Here is an 18,823-nt window from a genome sequence, read left to right on the forward strand (position 1 = left end):
AAACTCAGATATCTCAGTGTCGCCTCGACAAAAACGGCCTCACTCGCGCGCACACCCCCACGCGCGAGGCCCAAGTCAAGTCGGTCTGCGATCCAGCGTCTAATCCAACATTTTCACGGTCGAACCAGTAGGTCGCGCTCAGCGTCGCAAACGGAGACACGATTGATCGCGAAGTGACAAATGGCCTGCTGATTTCCAACTCAGGTGTTAAGGCGCTGTAACTCGCTGAAGCAACTTCGCCAACTATGTTGACCGGAACACCTGCCACAGTGCCGCTCAGATCATAGTCTCCTGCGCTGTAGTTGTAATAGTCATAGGCAATCGACGGACGTAACAGGAAATTCCCGGCCTCGTACTGACCGATCGCCTCCAGATTGACTCGCCACCGGGTCCGGTCGAAATCGCCACTTAACCCCAGCACGTTCACATCCGTCGAAAACTCGCCGAAGGTCGCCAGTCCATTCAGCACCCATCTCTCGGACATGCGCCAGGCAACATAGGGGCCCGCAGCAAGCCCTTTAGTGTCTTGTCTGAATTGACCCTGAAACCCTTCGACATCAAGGTTTTCATATTCAAACTGAAATCCAACGACCAAGTCTGGCCTGACAAGCCTGTCGAACCCCGCCGCAAAATAGTTGTCATTTATGTCGACTTCTCTAACACCGCGCGTGTCTTCGATTTCGGTGTAGGTGAAATCTGTCCATACATTCCATGTGGACGGCGGCGCGAGATCTCGGCCTTCGGTCAAAGGAGGGCCCACAATAGGAGCAGTAACAGAGGGATCACATAATGCCGCGTCAAGTTTACCCGTCGCTACGTCAACACACTCAACACCGACAGCGTATACCCCGTCAGCAGCACTTTGTGGTCGAGTACGAGGTATAGCGGCCGCAGTTCCACCTCCAGCAAAGCCACCACCAGAGCCACCGGAACCGCCACCGGAGCCACCTGAACTGCCACCACTGCCAAAGCCGCCGCCGGAGCCACCTGAGCCACCTCAACCGCCAAAGCCGCCGCCCGAGCCACCTGAACCGCCACCGGAGCCGCCTCCGCCGCCACCTCCACCGGGCAAGCTCCAGTTTCTCTGTTGGTTTTGCGTATCGATCAGGCAATCCTTGCCATTTGGTGCTCCACCGATTTCGAACAATCGGTGCATTCCACCATTTCCGTTTGAGACAAAGGGTGAAAAACTTAGATGAACGCCTCTGCGAGACTTGTTCCACGTGTCCACCGTTGTGTTGCCTTGCGCGGCTTCCAAACGAAAACCGCCTTGCTCAGTCGCAGACAACCAAACGGAGGATGCTGAATCACGCGTGCGTCCGATGTAGAGCAGCTCACCTAAAGAACCACACTGCTGCGCATCACTTCAGCTGCGAAACCGGAAGTTGCTAAAAATGTCACTGCGAGAAACCTAACTGAACACAGTCGCCTTTGGGTTGATCCTTGCATATCTCAATCTCGCACCGTTTCGTGGCATCGGGGGCAAGCATTCAGACCTGCTGGCGGATAAAAAAGGGTATTGGGCTCGTCTCACAAACAATTATTCGAATGTTGCGATTCAGAGACGGGGAATCGAGGGCAGCCCACTGGCGCCGGTCAAGCAGATTGCCTTAGCCTTGCAGAACGATTTCTACAATTCCAGTTTCTAACCGCATCGCCGAAGGCTTCGAACAGGGGGCGCGAGACCGGGTCATTGATCGCGTCCCATTCCGGATGCCACTGAACCGACAAGGTAAAGCCGGGCGCATCCTTGATGTAGATCGCCTCGGGCGTCCCGTCCGGCGCATGGCCATCAATGACCACGCGCTGCCCAATCGTTTTGATGCCCTGACCGTGCAAGGTGTTGGTCATGACCTCGGTTGCGCCGAACAGTTTGTTGAAAACGCCGCCGTTTTCCAGTGCCACCACATGACGCAGAGCAAACTTTTCCTCCAGGGTTCCATCGGGCGGCATCCGGTGGTTCATCCGCCCCGGCAGATCGCGGATCTCGGGATAAAGCGTTCCACCCATGGCAACGTTAACTTCCTGAAACCCCCGGCAGATGCCCAAAAACGGCTGTCCCCTTTCAACGCAGGCGCGAACCAACGGCAGAGTTATGGCGTCGCGTGCCCGGTCGAATTCGCCATGTGCATCGGTTGCAGGTTCCCCGTATTCTTCCGGGTGCACGTTCGGGCGACCGCCTGTCAGCAGAAAGCCGTCACAGACCTCCAGCAACTCATCTACCGACACGTAACGCGGATCTGCGGGTATCAACAACGGAAGACATCCTGACACGTTGGCCACGGCATCCGAATTCATCGTTCCCCCAGCATGTGTGGGGTATTGATCGTTCATGAGGTACGAGTTGCCGATGATACCGACGACAGGCCGAGACATTCCGCTTTCCCTGCTGTTGTTGTGCCTGTCAAGGAAGCTAGCGGCAGCGGTTTTAACGTGCAAGAATACACGCCCTGCATGAAAGCGCAGGGACGTGTTCGAAGACGCACTGTACGTTCTGGTCTGCCCAATCTAATTGGAAAAATTTTCCAACAAACAGCTACGCGGGGGAATAATTTCCCCGCTCAGGTGGAAAGACGTATAAATACAACGCTCTTGTTAAATCTCACCGATCAGGCCGGCTGCCTCAATTCCCGCCATTGCGGCCAGCGCATCATTGTCTGATGTGTCTCCGGTAACGCCAACGGCGCCGATCACGGCCCCCTTGCGATCACGCAACAGCACGCCACCCGGAACAGGCACGACCTGACCACCATAGACGCCATTTACCGAGGCCATGAAATAGGCCTGTGTTTCAGCGCGCTGCATCTGCGCGGTGCCCGCCATTCCCAGCATGACCGACCCATAGGCCTTGCCCTGCGCAATCCCGAACCGGCCCGGTGCTGCACCATCCTCGCGCTCGAACGCAATGACATGCCCACCGGCGTCCAGAACCACGACGGAGAGCGGCTTCAACTCCATCTCTCGGCCCTTTTCCAGGGTTTTTCGGATGATGGTGCGGGCCTTGCGTAGGGAAACTGACATCTGAAGGTCCTCTCGTCAGATTGAAGTTCGACAAAGCCCACAAACGATCGGTCTGTGGGCTTTTTTCGGTGTTATCTTTGGCTGGCTTTCAATTCCAGACGGCGCGCATGCAGGACCGGCTCGGTATAGCCCGACGGCTGAACCCGGCCCTTGAACACCAGATCGCAGGCCGCCTGAAAGGCGATACCGTCAAATCCCGGCGCCATCGGTGTGTAATTCGGATCGTCTACATTCTGGCGATCCACGACGGCGGCCATCTTTTGCAGTGCGGCCATGACCTGAGCTTCATCCACGATGCTGTGATGCAGCCAATTGGCCAGTGCCTGCGACGAAATCCGGCACGTCGCGCGGTCTTCCATCAGGCCGACATCGTTGATGTCGGGCACCTTGGAACAACCCACGCCCTGATCGACCCAACGCACGACATAGCCAAGGATACCCTGCGCATTGTTTTCAAGTTCACGCGTGATTTCCTCGTCACTCAGATTTCGCCCAGCCAGCAAGGGGATGGTCAACAGATCCTTCAACGTACCACGTGCGCCGCCTGCGGCCAGCTCGTCCTGACGGGCCAGCACATCGACCTTGTGGTAATGCGTTGCGTGCAGGGTCGCGGCCGTGGGCGACGGCACCCAGGCACATGTCGCTCCGGCCATGGGGTGGCCGATCTTGGCCTCAAGCATATCGCCCATGCGATCCGGCATGGCCCACATGCCCTTGCCGATCTGCGCCTTGCGCTTCAGGCCACAGGCCAGACCAATATCGACATTGCGATCTTCATAGGCCGCAATCCATGGCGTATTCTTGATGTCGCCCTTGGGCAGCATCGGACCGGCCTCAATCGAGGTATGAATTTCATCGCCTGTCCTGTCCAGGAAACCCGTGTTGATAAAGGCGACCCGTGATTTTGCGGCACGAATGCACTCTTTGAGGTTGACCGAGGTTCGGCGTTCCTCATCCATGATGCCCAGTTTCACCGTGTTGCGCGGCAGGCCCAGAATGTCTTCGACCATGTCGAATATCTCGACCGAAAACGCAACTTCCTCGGGCCCGTGCATCTTGGGCTTCACCACATAGACAGAGCCCTCGACAGAATTGCCCCCGTCTTGCTTCAGGTCGTGCATGGCGATCAGGGTGGTGCACAGAGCATCCATAAGGCCTTCGCCGATCTCGCGCCCTTCTGCGTCAAGCACGGCCGGGTTGGTCATCAGGTGACCCACGTTGCGCACCAGCATCAGTGACCGGCCTTTCAGCTTGGCCTGATCACCCGACGGAGTGATAAAGCTCAGGTCCTCGGCCAGTTTCCGAGTGAACGTTGTGCCGCCCTTGGTGACCTCTTCGGTCAGGTCGCCTTTCATGAGGCCCAACCAGTTGCCATAGGCCACGACCTTGTCGGCAGCATCGACGCAGGCAACCGAGTCTTCGCAATCCATGATAGTGGACAGCGCGGATTCCAACCGGACATCTGCGATGCCCGCGGGATCGGTCGCGCCTATGTTGCTTGTGGGGTCGATCATGATCTGGATGTGCAGACCGTTGTTTTTCAACAGTACAAAGTCGGGCCTGTCCGCCGAACCGCCAAACCCGGCAAATTGGGCGGGATCGCCCAGCGCAGGGGTCAACGCACCGTCAGTGATACCCAATTCGGTGACATCCGCCCATGATCCCGATGCCAGAGGCACGGCATCATCCAGAAACGCCTTGGCCCATGCGATCACCCGCGCGCCGCGCGCCGCATCATAGCCACCGCTTGCCGGCAGATCCCCCATTGCATCCGTTCCGTACAGCGCATCATAAAGGCTGCCCCAGCGCGCGTTGGCCGCGTTCAGGGCAAAGCGTGCATTGGTAATCGGAACAACCAGTTGCGGGCCCGGGGTCAGGGCGATCTCGGGGTCGACATTGGCCGTTTCAATCTGGAACTCGTCGCCTTCTTCGACCAGATACCCGATCTCTTTCAGGAAAGCCTCATATTCAGCGGCATCGGTGTTCTGCCCCTTTCGGGACATGTGCCACCCATCGATGCGGCTTTGGATCTCGGCCCGTTTGGCCAGCAGCTCACGGTTTTTCGGCCCCAGTTCGTTCACCATCCGCGCCATGCCGGCCCAAAACTTCTGCGAAGAGACGCCCGTGCCCGGCAGCGCCTGCGTCTCGATGAACTCAGCCAAAACCGGATCGATCTGCAGTCCGCTCAGGGTCTGTCTGTCCGTCATATTCCTGCTCTCCTGCGATTGTGCGCCATTGTATGCACTGTGACTTAGGCGGAAAGTTTCCGATAGGCAACTTTCATCCCGTCATTTGGGGCATTCGCTTCGGCTTGAAGCTGTTTCAAAAACCTCAAGGCAATGGCAGGGCCGGTTGCAGCGCCGGAACGAAGCCCCTAACGTCGCGCCAGTCCCGAACAGATACGAGGCCCAAGATGCGCGACGCTGCCCCTACCACGATCTACCTGAAAGACTACACACCGTTTGGCTATCTGGTGGACAGCGTGCACCTGACCTTTGATCTGGACGCGCACGCCACGCGCGTCACCTCGCGCATTGCGTTCCGGCCCAATCCTGACGCCACTGACCGCACATTCTTTCTGCATGGGGAAGAACTGAAACTGATCCGCGCCGCCATCGACGGGGCCGAGATCACGCCGGACGTGACCGATAAAGGACTAACCGCAGATGTCCCGGACGCGCCGTTCCTGTGGGAAGCCGAGGTCGAAATCGACCCCGGAAACAACACCGCGCTGGAAGGTCTGTACATGTCGAACGGCATGTACTGCACCCAGTGCGAGGCCGAGGGGTTCCGCAAGATCACCTTCTATCCCGACCGTCCCGACGTGATGTCCACCTTCACCGTTCGGATCAACGGCGACCTGCCGGTTCTGCTGTCGAACGGCAACCCGTCGGGCAAGGGTGAAGGCTGGGCCGAATGGGTCGATCCATGGCCCAAACCCGCCTATCTGTTCGCTCTGGTCGCCGGAGACCTGATCGCACATCCCGGTCAGTTCACCACCAGGTCAGGTCGCACCGTCGAACTGAATCTCTGGGTCCGTCCCGGAGACGAGGGGAAATGCGCTTTCGGCATGGAGGCGTTGAAGAAGTCGATGAAATGGGACGAGGATGTCTATGGCCGTGAATACGATCTGGACGTCTTCAACATCGTCGCCGTCGATGACTTCAACATGGGCGCGATGGAAAACAAGGGGCTGAACATCTTCAACTCGTCGGCCGTTCTCGCCAGTCCCGAAACTTCGACCGACGCCAATTTCGAACGGATCGAGGCGATCATCGCGCATGAGTATTTTCACAACTGGACCGGCAACCGCATCACATGCCGCGACTGGTTCCAGCTGTGCCTCAAGGAAGGTCTGACAGTTTTCCGGGATGCGCAATTCACCTCGGACATGCGCTCGGCCCCGGTGAAACGCATCCACGACGCGATAGACCTGCGTGCCCGGCAGTTCCCCGAGGACAACGGTCCGTTGTCGCATCCTGTGCGCCCCGAAAGCTTTCAGGAGATCAACAACTTCTACACCGCCACCGTCTATGAGAAGGGTGCCGAGGTGATCGGCATGCTGAAACGGTTGGTCGGGGATGCGGCCTATGCCAAGGCGCTTGATCTGTATTTTGAACGCCATGACGGTCAGGCCTGCACGATCGAGGACTGGCTGAAGGTTTTCGAAGACACCACTGGGCGCGATCTGACACGATTCAAACGTTGGTACAGCCAGTCGGGCACTCCGCGCATCAGGGTTGAGGAAAACTGGGCCGACGGCACCTATACACTTACGCTGAAACAGCGAACCGATCCCACGCCGGGACAGGAGGCGAAACTGCCTCAGGTCATCCCGGTTGCAGTCGGCCTGCTTGGGCCCAACGGCGATGAGGTTCGCGCGACCGAGGTGCTGGAACTGACGCAGGCCGAACAAAGCTTTGCGTTCACTGGTCTCGCGGCGAAACCCACAGCATCGATCCTGCGCGATTTCTCGGCACCTGTCATTCTGGAACATGACCAGTCGAACGCGGAACGCGCGTTTCTTCTGGCGCATGACACGGACCCGTTCAACCGTTGGCAGGCAGGACGGGATCTGGCGCAGGACACCCTGATGCGGATGATCCTTCAGGATGCGGCACCGGATACCGATTACCTTGACGGATTGTTGACTGTGCTGCGCAATGACGAACTGGACCCGGCCTATCGTGCGTTGATGCTGGGATTGCCGACACAATCGGAATTGGCAGCGGCCCTGCATGACCGTGGCCACACGCCCGACCCCATGGCGATCTGGGCCGCGGTGGAAACGCTGCGGCAGGCAACAGCCCAGACCGTACAGGATTCGCTGCCCCGCCTGCACAGTGAGGCCTTTGTGGACGGCCCCTACAGCCCGGACGCCGAGCAGTCCGGCAAACGGGCACTTGGCAGCGCTGCGCTGGCACTGACCTCTCGTCTGGATGGTGGGGCGATGGCGACTGAGGTGTACGACAAGGCAGACAACATGACATTGCAACTGACGGCGCTGTCTTGCCTTTTACGCGCCCGCAAGGGTGAGGCGCAGCTGGATGCCTTCTACGAACAGTGGCAGCACGACCGTCTGGTCATGGACAAGTGGTTTGGCCTGCAAGTCGCGATGGCAGCGCCAGAGGCGACGCCCGCAATTGCCGCGACCCTGACCGAGCATTCCGATTTCAACTGGAAAAACCCGAACAGGTTCCGCGCCGTCATGGGGGCCTTGGCGATGAACCACGCAGGGTTCCACCAGCCGGATGGCGCCGGATACGCCCTGCTGGCCGACTGGCTGATCCGTCTGGACCCGGTGAACCCACAGACCACGGCCCGAATGTGCTCGGCGTTCCAGAGCTGGAAACGGTATGATCCGGATCGTCAGGCCCTGATGCGTGCGCAGCTTTCCCGCATCGCGGAAACACCGAACCTGTCGCGGGACACGACCGAAATGGTGTCCCGCATCCTCGGCGCATGACGCCTTACAGCTTTGCCCGCAGCAACCGGAATTTGCGAACGCTGGCCATCCTGGCCGGTGTTTATGCGGCGTTGCTGGCGCTGGTTGTCCTGTTTGACGCGGCCTGGTGGATCGCGGGGCTGCTGTCTTTGGCCACCCTACCCGCGCTTTGGGACGTGGTTCAGAACACCAGCGCGGGCATGCAACTGGATCAGAATGCGCTAAGCTGGTTCACGGGGAACCGGCAGGCAGAGGTCGCGCTGCGCGACATCGACCATTTCCGGTTTGACACCCGTTGGGATTTCTCGGTTCGAGTGTCGATTGTTTTGCATTCCGGCAAACGAATCCGTCTGCCGGATGAGTCGCTTCCGGCGCATCTGGATTTGGAAACCCTTCTGAAACAAGCCGGATTTCGCGTAGAACGGCATCATTTCACTGTTTTCTGAAACACTGGACCTGTGAGGGGCGAATTGGACACAAAAGAAAGAAATTGATAGGCAATTTACTTGATTTGAACCCGATATCCCGCCAGACTTCGGTGTCAGTTATACGTTTTTACAGTTTTGAGTATCGCCATGTTTCGGTCGCTAAGGGCACTGTTCGCCCCATCCACAGCTACTCCTACAATTGCTTCAGCAGACCTGTGCGCGACGAAATCCGCGCTTGCGGCCGCCTTGCCCGAGCAGGGTCAGCTCAATATTCCCGTTGCAACATCCGATCGCGATGATCTGATCGGACATTCCGCGATCGAACATGGCCGCTACCTCGCCCGGCAGGACCGCTGGGCAGAGCTGTCGCAGGAAATGCGCGTGGCTGATCAGGATCGCGCCGCCGTTGCTGATGGTATGCCTGTGGCCGATCTGCTGGCCTTCGGTGCCAGATCGGACGTTGTACTGGCCGCTGAACATGCGCTCTCGGATGGCGCGGCCATTTCGGATTACGACCTGTTGGGTGGCATCTCGGAACTTGAAGGTGAGATGGCGGACAACCCCGATGACCCGATGATCGCCACCGTCGTTGCTCTTGCCCATATCGATCTGGCGTGGGCATGGCGTGGAACGGCCTCGGACGCGACGCTGCCACCTTTGCATCGGTCACGCTGCGCCGCGCATTTCGACCGGGCCGCAGCAATCCTGCCCAAATGCAGAAAGGATGCTCCCGACAGCCCCCTGATTGCAGCGACCGGATGTGCGCTGCTGGCTGGTCAGCGCAAATCCAACGCGCGGGTGGCCGAAGAATATGAACGGCTGATCACGCTGGATCCATGTAATCAGCGCCACATGCGCGCGATGGGCAGCCACCTTCTGCCCCGGTGGTTCGGCAGCTACGAAGAGCTGGAGCTGCAAGCCTTGCGTACAGCCGCCAGGACACAGGATATCTGGGGCGCGGGCGGATACACATGGGTTCAGTTCGACGCTATTGCATTGGACGAAGAGGCCTGTGCCCGCGTCGATATCGAGTATTTCCTTGAAGGTCTGCGCGATATCCTGCGCCTGCGGCCCGATCAGCAGATGATCAACATGCTGTCATCCTACTGCGCGATCACTGTCCAGAACGGATTTGGCCTGAACGATCAGGCCGACCTTGTCCGTTCGCAGATGCGCGACACGGCAAACCGGCTTATCCGCGATCACCTGACAGAATTGCACCCGTTGATCTGGGCGCATGCGGCCAACGGTTTCAACAATTCCGTCCGCATAAACTCGCCCGAACGATTTGCAGCGCGCGGTCAGCGCGATGCCTTGCGCGCCATCTCGGATCTGTTCCGGGAAGAACTGCGCAGCGGTATGGATGTGACATTCACACCGTCGGGCCTGCGGTTTTCCCAGAACTGAACACGACAGGATTCCCCCTTGCCCCTAGGCCCTCCCGGGCCTAATACGCAGGCTTAGACTTCTGCGGAAATGAGGCGCGCCATGCTCGATCTGACATACGAAATGCCCAAACCCAAAACCATTGCCGGGGCCAAGCACGATTGGGAACTGGTGATCGGGATGGAGGTGCATGCTCAGGTCTCATCCAATGCCAAGCTGTTTTCGGGTGCATCCACCCAATTCGGGGCCGAGCCGAATTCAAACGTGGCCTTCGTGGACGCGGCGATGCCGGGGATGCTGCCGGTGATCAATGAATACTGCGTGGAACAGGCAGTGCGCACCGGACTGGGCCTGAAGGCGGATATCAATCTGAAATCGGCCTTTGACCGCAAGAATTATTTCTACCCCGACCTGCCGCAAGGGTATCAGATTTCCCAGCTCTACCACCCCATCGTGGGCGAAGGCGAAGTGCTGGTCGAACTGGGCGACGGTACCGCGCGAAAGGTGCGGATCGAGCGTATCCACATGGAGCAGGACGCGGGTAAGTCGATCCACGACATGGATCCGCATATGTCCTTCGTCGACCTGAACCGCACCGGTGTCTGCCTAATGGAGATCGTCAGCCGCCCCGACATCCGCGGGCCGGAAGAGGCCGCGGCCTATATCGCCAAGCTGCGCCAGATCATGCGTTATCTGGGTACCTGCGACGGCAACATGCAGAACGGCAACCTGCGGGCCGATGTGAACGTCTCGATCTGTTTGCCCGGCGCCTATGAGAAGTATCAGGAAACACAGGATTTTTCGCATCTGGGCACGCGCTGCGAGATCAAGAACATGAACTCGATGCGCTTCATCCAGCAAGCGATCGAGGTCGAAGCCCGTCGTCAGATCGCCATCGTCGAGGCCGGCGGCGAGGTCGAGCAGGAAACGCGCCTCTATGACCCGGACAAGGGTGAAACCCGTTCGATGCGGTCCAAGGAAGAAGCGCATGATTACCGCTATTTCCCCGACCCCGACCTGCTGCCTCTGGAAATCGAGCAGGCCTGGGTCGATGATATCGCCGCCAGGCTGCCCGAGCTGCCCGACGAGAAAAAGGCGCGTTTCATCAATGACTTCGGCCTGACCGACTATGACGCATCCGTGCTGACCGCCGAGGTCGAGTCCGCCACCTATTTCGAGGAAGTGGCCAAGGGTCGCAACGGAAAACTGGCGGCGAACTGGGTCATCAACGAGCTGTTCGGCCGCCTGAAGAAAGACGACCGCGACATCACCGGCTCGCCGGTTTCGCCCACGCAGCTGGGCGGGATCATCGACCTGATCGCCTCGGACGCGATATCGGGCAAGATCGCCAAGGAGCTGTTCGAGATCGTCTATACCGAAGGCGGCGACCCGGCGCAGATCGTCGAGGAACGCGGCATGAAGCAGGTGACCGACACCGGCGCGATCGAGGCCGCGCTGGACGAGATCATCGCCGCCAACCCGGCGCAGGTCGAGAAGGCGAAGGTGAACCCGAAACTGGCGGGCTGGTTCGTGGGTCAGGTCATGAAAGCCACCGGCGGCAAGGCGAACCCGAAAGCCGTCAACGAACTGGTCAGCAAGAAGCTGGGCTCGTAAACCTTTCTTTTTGTAAAAGCCTGCCGGCAATCTTTGGCGGGTTTGTAAAATCCGGTTTCTCACGAAATCTCAAAACTTGGGGTCAAGCCATCGGCTTGACTTCCTGCTGTTCGCGCCCTTTCCTCCGCCACAGAGAGGTGAGGTATTATGCAAAGCAGATTTGATCAGGAACTCGAAGACCGGCTGGTGCGCTATGCCGCCATCGACAGTCAAAGTGACGAGACATCCCCGACGACCCCGAGCACTCAGATCCAGTTCGACATGCTGAACCTGTTGCGTGATGAGCTGATCCAGATCGGCGCGCAGGATGTTGAGATGACGGGCGACAGTGTTGTCGTCGCGACCATTCCCGGAACGGCGCCGGGGCCGACCGTGGGCTTTCTGGCCCATGTCGATACGGCCCCTCAGTTCAACGCAACCGGCGTCAAGCCGCGGGTGATCAAGGGATACAACGGTGGCGACATTACCTTTCCGGACAACCCGGATCTGGTTCTTTCTCCGGATGACCACCCCTATCTGGCCGAAAAGATCGGCCACGACCTGATCACCGCGTCGGGCACAACCCTGCTGGGCGCAGACGACAAGGCCGGTGTATCGATTCTGATGACGATGGCACGGCACCTGATCGAAAATCAGGATATTCCACATGGCCCTATTCGTATCGCGTTCACTCCGGATGAAGAGATCGGCCGGGGCGTCACGGAACAACTTCCCAAGGATCTGGGCGTGGATTTTGCCTATACGCTGGATGGGCAGCAAGTGGGTGAGATCGAGTATGAAAGCTTCTCGGCCGACCGCGCCGTAATCCGGATCGAGGGTGTTTCGATCCACCCTGGTCTGGCCAAGGAAAAGATGGTGAATGCCACGCATCTGGCGGCAAAGATCGTACAGACATTGCCTCAGGCGACCATGACGCCGGAAACCACGGACGGGCGCGAAGGCTTCATCCATGTCACTGACATGAACGGCGGATCATCCGAGATGGAGATCAAGCTGATCCTGCGTGATTTCGAGATGGACGGGCTGGAGGCGCAACGAAACATCGTGCGGCAGGTCTGCGCCGCCGTGCAGGCCACGGAGCCGCGCGCGACCATCACCTGCGACATCAGCCACCAGTACCGCAACATGCGGTATTGGCTGGAAAACGACATGACTCCGGTCGAGCTGGCGCGGGATGCGTGTCGCGAACTGGGGGTTGAGCCGCTGTCGGTACCGATCAGGGGCGGCACGGACGGATCCCGCCTGACCGAATTCGGCACCCCCTGCCCCAACATCTTCACCGGGATGCAGTGCGTTCACGGCCCGTTGGAATGGATTTCGGTGCAGGACATGGCGCTGGCGACGGAACTGTGCCTGTCGGTTGTGGCCAAGGCGGCACAGTCCGAAACGAATGGTCAGAGGTGAATTCCGCCGGATGGGCAAGGGCTCTTTCACCCGGGGGGCAGCGTGTTAAGTTGGCGCGGAAACGCATTTAGGAACAGTAGATGAAGCGCTACGAATACAAGGTCATCCCCGCCCCGCAAAAAGGTGTCAAAGCCAAAGGCGTGAAAACGGCCGAGGGCCGCTTTGCCGTCTCGGTCGAGCAACTGCTGAATCAGATGGGTCAGGATGGCTGGGAATACCAGCGGGCCGAGCTGTTGCCCAGCGAGGAACGCTCGGGTCTGACCGGATCGACCACGAACTGGCGCAATGTGCTGGTGTTCCGCCGCGTGGTGGAAGAGGAAATCGATGCCTCGTGGGTCGGCGCAGTACCTGAGATGGATGACACCCCGCTGGCCCAGCCGATTCCGGGCCCCGACGAGGTACAGGCCCCGAAACCAATTGCCGCAGAGACGGACGAGCCGCCTTTGTCGTTGAAGCGGTCTGATGACGCCGTTGATGAAAACGGCCCTTCGAAAACATAGGCTTGGGGGCTGGTACGACCGCCAGAACGATTGCAAATGCCCTGTGGCCTTGTGCAGGACATCCGTGTTCGCTCTGAAATACGTCAAGTCGATCCGGGACGGCCCAATCATATTGGCAGGCAATAAGGGCTACACCCTCGGGAAATCTGTGGCATGTTAGCCGGATATTCTGGAGGGACATCGAAATGGCTATTCGGCAGACACAAGGGCGGACACGCCTGTATGACAGCATTCTCGACACGGTCGGTGACACGCCCTGCATTCGAGTCAATCGGATCGCGCCCGAGCATGTGACCGTCTATGTGAAATTCGAGGCCTTCAACCCGGCAGGCTCGGTCAAGGACAGACTGGCGCTGAACATCATCGAGGCGGCGGAACGTGACGGGCGGTTGAAGCCCGGACAAACCGTTGTCGAAGCGACATCCGGCAACACCGGGATCGGGCTGGCCATGGTGTGTGCGGCCAAGGGATATCCTCTGGTCGTGACAATGGCCGAGAGCTTCTCGGTCGAACGGCGAAAGCTGATGCGGTTTCTGGGCGCCAAGGTTGTTCTGACCCCCAAGGCGCAAAAAGGGTTCGGCATGTATACCAAGGCCAAGGAATTGGCCGAGGAAAACGGATGGTTCCTTGCCAGCCAGTTTGAAACTTCTGCCAACGCCGATATTCACGAAAACACGACGGCGCGCGAAATTCTTGCCGATTTCGAAGGACGACGGCTGGATTATTGGGTGACGGGCTATGGGACCGGTGGCACCGTTTCGGGTGTTTCGCGTATCTTGCGGAAAGAGCGGCCCGACACCACGATCATCCTGACCGAACCGGCAAATGCCGCAATCGTATCATCAGGTTACGTCAATACGCGCAACGCTGACCATCAGCCGACCGAAAGCCACCCCGATTTCGAGCCCCACCCGATTCAGGGCTGGACACCGGATTTCATCCCCTGGGTTCTGCAGGAAGCCATCGACAATTCATACTATGATGAGCTGATCCCCATTCCCGGACCCGAAGGAATCGCATGGTCGCGCCGGCTTGCCGCCGAAGAAGGGATATTCACCGGGATTTCGGGCGGATCGACCTTTGCGGTGGCCATGAAGCTGGCCGAATCCGCGCCGGCAGGCTCTGTCATGCTGGTCATGTTGCCGGACACCGGCGAGCGATACTTGTCGACCCCGCTGTTCGAGGGAATCGAAGAGGTCATGACACAAGAGGAATACGCCATCTCGGCATCGACGCCGTCCGCGCAGATGGAGGCGGGTTGACACGTAAAGGTCTTCAGACGCCGATATCCAGGGCCAGCGCGTGGATGCGCGGCACGATGTCGCCCAGCGCCTTGTGTACCGCACGGTGGCGGGCGACGCGGGATTTGCCTTCGAATGCGCTGGCGCGGATACGAACGTTGAAGTGGCTTTCACCACCTTCCTGATATCCTGCATGGCCCCTATGGCTTTCGCTGTCGTCGATCACTTCAAGCTCGCGCGGATCAAAGGCGGCTTGCAGGCGGGTTCGGATCTCGTCGGTCACACTCATTTTTTTGCTTAGCGGCAAAAATATTGCCGCACCCCTCTTCTACTTTCGGCTGCTTAGATTAAACTGCTGCCTCCGAGTCGAAAAGACGCGTTCTTGAGGATTAGAGCATGGCGAAATCAGACCCCTTCGGATTCGATATGTCCGTTTCCAGCGCCAAAAAGAAGAATCCGCGGGGACGCCGGGGCATGTCGGGTGCCTCTGAAACCTCGGTCCGGATCTGTGACCACGAGGGATGTGAAGAGCCGGGAAAGTTCCGCGCGCCAAAAGCACCGGATGTCTTGGATGATTATTTCTGGTTCTGCCAGCAACACGTGCGGGAATATAATCAGAAGTGGAATTTCTTTGACGGCACCACCGAAGCCGAGCTGAACGCACAGCGTTCGAAAGACAAGGTTTGGGAGCGCGAGACCAAGCCGATGGGCGACCCCGAAGCACGTGCCTGGGCCCGTTTGGGGATCGAGGATCCGCATCAGGTTCTTGGTGCTAACAGCACGCAGAACAAAGGCCGCACGACGGGTGGCGGCGGACGACGCCTGCCGCCGACCGAACGCCGTGCGATCGAGATTCTCGAGGCCAATGACAGCTGGACCAAGGCCGAGGTTCGCAAAGCGTACAAGAAGCTGATCAAAGTGCTGCATCCGGACATGAACGGCGGAGACCGCTCGCAGGAAGAGCAGTTGCAGGAAGTTGTCTGGGCCTGGGATCAGATCAAGGACAGCCGGAACTTCAAGTAAGGGGACGGCTTTGCCTGCTTTGCGTTCGCGGCGCGCCCTGCCTGAATGGTTGGGTGCCGCAGACGACACAACCTGAAAAAACTGCGCAAGTTCCGTATGGAACCCTGTTTCATTCCACACGAAAGTGGTGGAGGATTTGGGACAGGAGTTTCCAGGGATCAGTTTCGTGCGCACATCCATTTGCCTGTTGCTCGTCTCGCTAAGCGGGCTCATCGCTGCCAGTTTCATTCCGACTGACGCGGATTGGTTGTTCCTTTTGGCGCTGATTTGCGTGATGGCCAGCACAATCCTGTTCATACGGGCCTGGTTCAGGTGGCGCCGGGCCAATACATGGATCATCGTGGACGGCTCGAACGTCATGCACTGGAAAGATGGCACGCCGGATCTGGGTACGTTGAAGAAGGTCCTTGAGACTTTGAAGCACGCAGGGTTCAAACCGGGCGTCATGTTCGATGCGAATGTCGGGTACAAAGTCGAAGGCAACTATATGGACGACCGGAAGCTGAGCCGCGCCCTGGGCCTACGATCCAAGCAGGTCATGGTGGCCCCCAAAGGGACACCTGCGGACCCGCTGATCTTGCAGGCGGCGCGGGATAGCAAGGCACGCATCGTCACAAATGACCGGTTTCGGGATTGGGTAGACGAGTTTCCGGATGTGTTGAAAGCTGACCGTCTGGTAAAAGGTGGCTTTCGCAAAGACGAGCTTTGGTTTTCGCTATAGGCAAGCAACGGTTGACCCAAGGCACAGATCTGTAAGGCCATCACAACGGTGCTGCACTGAGAAATTGCCTATGGCAACCGATCCGAGAGAACACATTTGAAGGGGTTTGTTGAGGCCAGGGATCAAACCAGGGGCGGTTCGGATTACAACTATTCGCGCTTTAGTCCGGGTATGAGCTTCGCAATGCAATTGCTTCCCGGCGCTTCAAACAACTTAAGCGAGTTTGCTGCGACTCTGCTGTGCCGTCACGCAATTCGGGGAACAGTGCGAGCAGTTCTTCGACGTCTTCACGATAGAAAGACTTCAGCGCTGTGTCGCCCAGAAAAAGACTTTCACTGCGTAACCCCTGCGAGTGCAGTACTGCGTGTCGAGAGCAGGCAATGTGGTAATATGTGATGTCTTCACCTGTGTGCACCTGCTGAATTGTTCCGTCATTCACCAAGTGGATTGCCGCAACAAAGACCCGATCTTGTCCGAACAACAACTCGGCGCGCCAGCCTTCCAGCATGATCCGATGTTGCGGGGACACAAAAACATCCTGGTTGGGTTGACCCTTGCAAATCGCGTCGCGCCGAATGCGAACGGGTCTAAATTTTGGTTGCAAAGCCAGTGTTTGTGCACTCAGCACTTTTTTCCCGATCCACAAAATCGGCAGCGTTTTCCCACCTGACACGCAAACTCTGTCACCGATCATCAGGTTCTCGACCGGGCGTGGACCGGCCTCGGTCTCGATCAGGGTTCCAGCAACAAAACAGGGCGGATTGTTTGGATCAAGATCTCCGGTTGTGATTTGCCAGTTTCCGGTTGTCATTGGCCCGGTGGGGTTGTTGGTGTCCCAGGCGTAGATTTCGGTCCCAACCTGAATAAACTCACCAGATTCGCCGGTACCTCTGTAGTTACCTTGTCCGAGGTACGTGTAGGGTACGAACGGACCACCGTTGATCGAAATCGTTTGACCCGAGACAGTGGCTGGATCGGTCTTGTTTTGGACGATCAAGTCGCCTTGCCCGCTTGTGTTGACCGAATGAAGTAAGACATCAAACGACATACGTTGTGTCCGCTAAGCAGGTTGGACCAAAAGGGAACTCGCAACGAACAAGTTCCCTCCGTGTGTTGACTGAACAGAACACTACAGACCTCACAAACTCGCAAAGAACGCCAAAAACCACATCTAAAAGTCATGTTAACGCGCCGAAGAAGCATTTCAATGATAGTATGTTAATGTTTGCATTTGAACGAGGCGCAAAGGTTGTTGCCAGCCTTTCACCGAGGACTTCTGGGTTATGCGCAATCGGCCTCAAAGCTTGTTAACGCGAGGTGCCAAATCGTAGCGTGGGTCATCAATCTGGAATGACACCCCACGCGCAACGATAGGGCCAGTTTGCAAGAAAAACATGCGCACCTCTGGGCGCCTTTCGCTTTCCCTTGCCCTTGCCCGCAATATGTTGCACCACACACGGGTTCATACCCGGTGAACGGGCCAAAAGATAAGGACTAGGCGCATGGCTGACGGATCGATCGATATCAACGCAAAACCTACCGAGGATATCTCGGTCCGTGACGTGTTCGGCATTGACAGCGACATGGCGGTCAAGGGTTTCGCCGAGCGCAGCGACCGAGTGCCGGTGATCGATCATACCTACAAGTTCGATCCAGAAACCACGCTGGCGATTCTGGCGGGCTTTTCCCATAACCGTCGTGTGATGATCCAAGGCTATCACGGCACCGGCAAATCGACCCACATTGAACAGGTCGCTGCCCGTCTGAACTGGCCCGCCGTGCGTGTGAACCTGGACAGCCATATCAGCCGGATCGACCTGATCGGCAAGGACGCGATCAAACTGCGCGACGGCAAGCAGGTGACCGAGTTCCACGAAGGCATCCTGCCCTGGGCGTTGCGCAACCCGGTTGCCATCGTGTTCGACGAATACGATGCGGGCCGCGCAGACGTGATGTTCGTGATCCAACGTGTGTTGGAGCATGACGGCAAGCTGACCCTGCTGGATCAGAACGAGATCATTACCCCGAACCCCAATTTCCGCCTGTTTGCCACCGCCAACACGGTCGGTCTGGGCGACACCACGGGTCTGTATCACGGCACGCAGCAGATCAACCAGGCGCAGATGGACCGCTGGTCGCTGGTGTCGACCCTGAACTATCTGAGCCACGACGCCGAGACGATGATCGTTCTGTCGAAGGCGCCGCATTACAACACCGCCGAGGGCCGCAAGACCGTCAGCCAGATGGTCACCGTCGCCGACCTGACACGGACCGCCTTCATGAATGGCGATCTGTCCACCGTCATGAGCCCTCGGACCGTCATCAACTGGGCCCAGAACGCCGAGATTTTCCGCAACGTGGGCTATGCGTTCCGCCTGTCCTTCCTGAACAAATGCGATGAGCTGGAGCGCCAGACCGTGGCCGAGTTCTATCAGCGCTGCTTCGATGAGGAGTTGCCTGAAAGCGCCGCGAGTGCAAGCTTGGGGTAAGCACCCGAATTGCGCCCGTTCCGGGCGCAATGCCTCCGGCGGGGATATTTT

General features: G+C 58.3%; 17 protein-coding genes. 10 read left to right on the top strand and 7 right to left on the bottom strand.

The window, feature by feature from the left end:
• Positions 1 to 13: 13 nt before the first annotated feature.
• The 5 genes from GS614_RS05215 to GS614_RS05235 all read right to left on the bottom strand — a co-directional run bounded on the left by GS614_RS05215 (position 14) and on the right by GS614_RS05235 (position 5,228).
• Positions 14 to 748, bottom strand: a complete 735-nt coding sequence (locus GS614_RS05215; protein WP_171725655.1) for an autotransporter outer membrane beta-barrel domain-containing protein — start codon at positions 746 to 748, stop codon at positions 14 to 16.
• A 65-nt stretch (positions 749 to 813) separates the two neighbouring features.
• Positions 814 to 1,065, bottom strand: coding sequence for a hypothetical protein (locus GS614_RS05220; RefSeq protein WP_171114670.1), 252 nt, complete (start codon positions 1,063 to 1,065; stop codon positions 814 to 816).
• A gap of 531 nt (positions 1,066 to 1,596) precedes the next feature.
• Positions 1,597 to 2,376: a gamma-glutamyl-gamma-aminobutyrate hydrolase family protein gene (locus GS614_RS05225; protein WP_171725656.1), complete on the bottom strand. Its 780-nt coding sequence runs from the start codon at positions 2,374 to 2,376 to the stop codon at positions 1,597 to 1,599.
• Between the two features lie 219 nt (positions 2,377 to 2,595).
• Positions 2,596 to 3,021 carry a heme-binding protein gene (locus tag GS614_RS05230; RefSeq protein WP_152458631.1) on the bottom strand — a complete coding sequence of 142 codons (426 nt, stop codon included), beginning with the start codon at positions 3,019 to 3,021 and terminating at the stop codon, positions 2,596 to 2,598.
• 71 nt (positions 3,022 to 3,092) lie between these two features.
• A complete protein-coding gene (locus GS614_RS05235; RefSeq protein ID WP_171725657.1) occupies positions 3,093 to 5,228 on the bottom strand; it encodes a malate synthase G in 2,136 nt (711 codons plus the stop codon).
• A 206-nt stretch (positions 5,229 to 5,434) separates the two neighbouring features.
• Between GS614_RS05235 and pepN the strand changes: the two genes are divergently transcribed.
• The 7 genes from pepN to GS614_RS05270 all read left to right on the top strand — a co-directional run bounded on the left by pepN (position 5,435) and on the right by GS614_RS05270 (position 14,560).
• Positions 5,435 to 7,987, top strand: coding sequence for an aminopeptidase N (gene pepN / locus GS614_RS05240; protein ID WP_171725658.1), 2,553 nt, complete (start codon positions 5,435 to 5,437; stop codon positions 7,985 to 7,987).
• Positions 7,984 to 8,412, top strand: coding sequence for a hypothetical protein (locus GS614_RS05245; protein ID WP_171725659.1), 429 nt, complete (start codon positions 7,984 to 7,986; stop codon positions 8,410 to 8,412). Before pepN ends, GS614_RS05245 begins: the two co-directional genes overlap by 4 nt.
• Positions 8,413 to 8,541: 129 nt before the next feature.
• On the top strand, positions 8,542 to 9,801 hold the full coding sequence (locus tag GS614_RS05250; protein ID WP_253283892.1) for a hypothetical protein: 1,260 nt from the start codon (positions 8,542 to 8,544) through the stop codon (positions 9,799 to 9,801).
• Between the two features lie 81 nt (positions 9,802 to 9,882).
• Complete coding sequence (gatB, locus tag GS614_RS05255; protein ID WP_171362506.1) at positions 9,883 to 11,394, top strand: Asp-tRNA(Asn)/Glu-tRNA(Gln) amidotransferase subunit GatB; 1,512 nt, start codon at positions 9,883 to 9,885, stop codon at positions 11,392 to 11,394.
• A gap of 147 nt (positions 11,395 to 11,541) precedes the next feature.
• Entirely contained in the window at positions 11,542 to 12,798 is a 1,257-nt protein-coding gene (gene pepT, locus GS614_RS05260) for a peptidase T (protein ID WP_171725660.1), read from the top strand.
• Between the two features lie 80 nt (positions 12,799 to 12,878).
• Positions 12,879 to 13,298 (top strand): DUF4177 domain-containing protein, encoded by a 420-nt coding sequence (locus tag GS614_RS05265; protein ID WP_171725661.1) that lies wholly within the window; start codon positions 12,879 to 12,881, stop codon positions 13,296 to 13,298.
• 185 nt (positions 13,299 to 13,483) lie between these two features.
• A complete protein-coding gene (locus GS614_RS05270) occupies positions 13,484 to 14,560 on the top strand; it encodes a PLP-dependent cysteine synthase family protein (protein ID WP_171725662.1) in 1,077 nt (358 codons plus the stop codon).
• A gap of 13 nt (positions 14,561 to 14,573) precedes the next feature.
• Here GS614_RS05270 and GS614_RS05275 read toward each other — a convergent pair whose 3' ends face one another.
• Positions 14,574 to 14,828, bottom strand: coding sequence for a BolA family transcriptional regulator (locus GS614_RS05275; protein ID WP_171167246.1), 255 nt, complete (start codon positions 14,826 to 14,828; stop codon positions 14,574 to 14,576).
• A gap of 107 nt (positions 14,829 to 14,935) precedes the next feature.
• Here GS614_RS05275 and GS614_RS05280 point away from each other — a divergent pair, with 107 nt between their 5' ends.
• Positions 14,936 to 15,562, top strand: coding sequence for a J domain-containing protein (locus GS614_RS05280; protein WP_152458640.1), 627 nt, complete (start codon positions 14,936 to 14,938; stop codon positions 15,560 to 15,562).
• Positions 15,563 to 15,728: 166 nt separating this feature from the next.
• Positions 15,729 to 16,283: a hypothetical protein gene (locus tag GS614_RS05285; RefSeq protein ID WP_371809378.1), complete on the top strand. Its 555-nt coding sequence runs from the start codon at positions 15,729 to 15,731 to the stop codon at positions 16,281 to 16,283.
• A 160-nt stretch (positions 16,284 to 16,443) separates the two neighbouring features.
• Here the strand turns inward: GS614_RS05285 and GS614_RS05290 are convergent, their stop codons facing one another.
• On the bottom strand, positions 16,444 to 17,331 hold the full coding sequence (locus tag GS614_RS05290; protein WP_171725663.1) for a Hint domain-containing protein: 888 nt from the start codon (positions 17,329 to 17,331) through the stop codon (positions 16,444 to 16,446).
• A gap of 454 nt (positions 17,332 to 17,785) precedes the next feature.
• On the opposite strand from GS614_RS05290, the gene cobS reads away from it, so the two are divergent.
• A complete protein-coding gene (gene cobS / locus GS614_RS05295) occupies positions 17,786 to 18,772 on the top strand; it encodes a cobaltochelatase subunit CobS (RefSeq protein ID WP_152458642.1) in 987 nt (328 codons plus the stop codon).
• Positions 18,773 to 18,823: the final 51 nt, after the last annotated feature.

This window comes from Ruegeria sp. HKCCD6604 (assembly GCF_013110635.1).
In the GTDB taxonomy this organism is placed as follows: Bacteria; Pseudomonadota; Alphaproteobacteria; order Rhodobacterales; family Rhodobacteraceae; genus Ruegeria.

What these genes read in the sequence shown, in the direction of transcription:
- GS614_RS05225 (WP_171725656.1), bottom strand. Translation starts at nt 2,376, where the DNA reads ATGTCTCGGCCTGTCGTCGGTATCATCGGCAACTCGTACCTCATGAAC.
- GS614_RS05230 (WP_152458631.1), bottom strand. Translation starts at nt 3,021, where the DNA reads ATGTCAGTTTCCCTACGCAAGGCCCGCACCATCATCCGAAAAACCCTG.
- GS614_RS05235 (WP_171725657.1), bottom strand. Translation starts at nt 5,228, where the DNA reads ATGACGGACAGACAGACCCTGAGCGGACTGCAGATCGATCCGGTTTTG.
- pepN (WP_171725658.1), top strand. Translation starts at nt 5,435, where the DNA reads ATGCGCGACGCTGCCCCTACCACGATCTACCTGAAAGACTACACACCG.
- GS614_RS05245 (WP_171725659.1), top strand. Translation starts at nt 7,984, where the DNA reads ATGACGCCTTACAGCTTTGCCCGCAGCAACCGGAATTTGCGAACGCTG.
- GS614_RS05250 (WP_253283892.1), top strand. Translation starts at nt 8,542, where the DNA reads ATGTTTCGGTCGCTAAGGGCACTGTTCGCCCCATCCACAGCTACTCCT.
- gatB (WP_171362506.1), top strand. Translation starts at nt 9,883, where the DNA reads ATGCTCGATCTGACATACGAAATGCCCAAACCCAAAACCATTGCCGGG.
- pepT (WP_171725660.1), top strand. Translation starts at nt 11,542, where the DNA reads ATGCAAAGCAGATTTGATCAGGAACTCGAAGACCGGCTGGTGCGCTAT.
- GS614_RS05265 (WP_171725661.1), top strand. Translation starts at nt 12,879, where the DNA reads ATGAAGCGCTACGAATACAAGGTCATCCCCGCCCCGCAAAAAGGTGTC.
- GS614_RS05270 (WP_171725662.1), top strand. Translation starts at nt 13,484, where the DNA reads ATGGCTATTCGGCAGACACAAGGGCGGACACGCCTGTATGACAGCATT.
- GS614_RS05275 (WP_171167246.1), bottom strand. Translation starts at nt 14,828, where the DNA reads ATGAGTGTGACCGACGAGATCCGAACCCGCCTGCAAGCCGCCTTTGAT.
- GS614_RS05280 (WP_152458640.1), top strand. Translation starts at nt 14,936, where the DNA reads ATGGCGAAATCAGACCCCTTCGGATTCGATATGTCCGTTTCCAGCGCC.
- GS614_RS05290 (WP_171725663.1), bottom strand. Translation starts at nt 17,331, where the DNA reads ATGTCGTTTGATGTCTTACTTCATTCGGTCAACACAAGCGGGCAAGGC.
- cobS (WP_152458642.1), top strand. Translation starts at nt 17,786, where the DNA reads ATGGCTGACGGATCGATCGATATCAACGCAAAACCTACCGAGGATATC.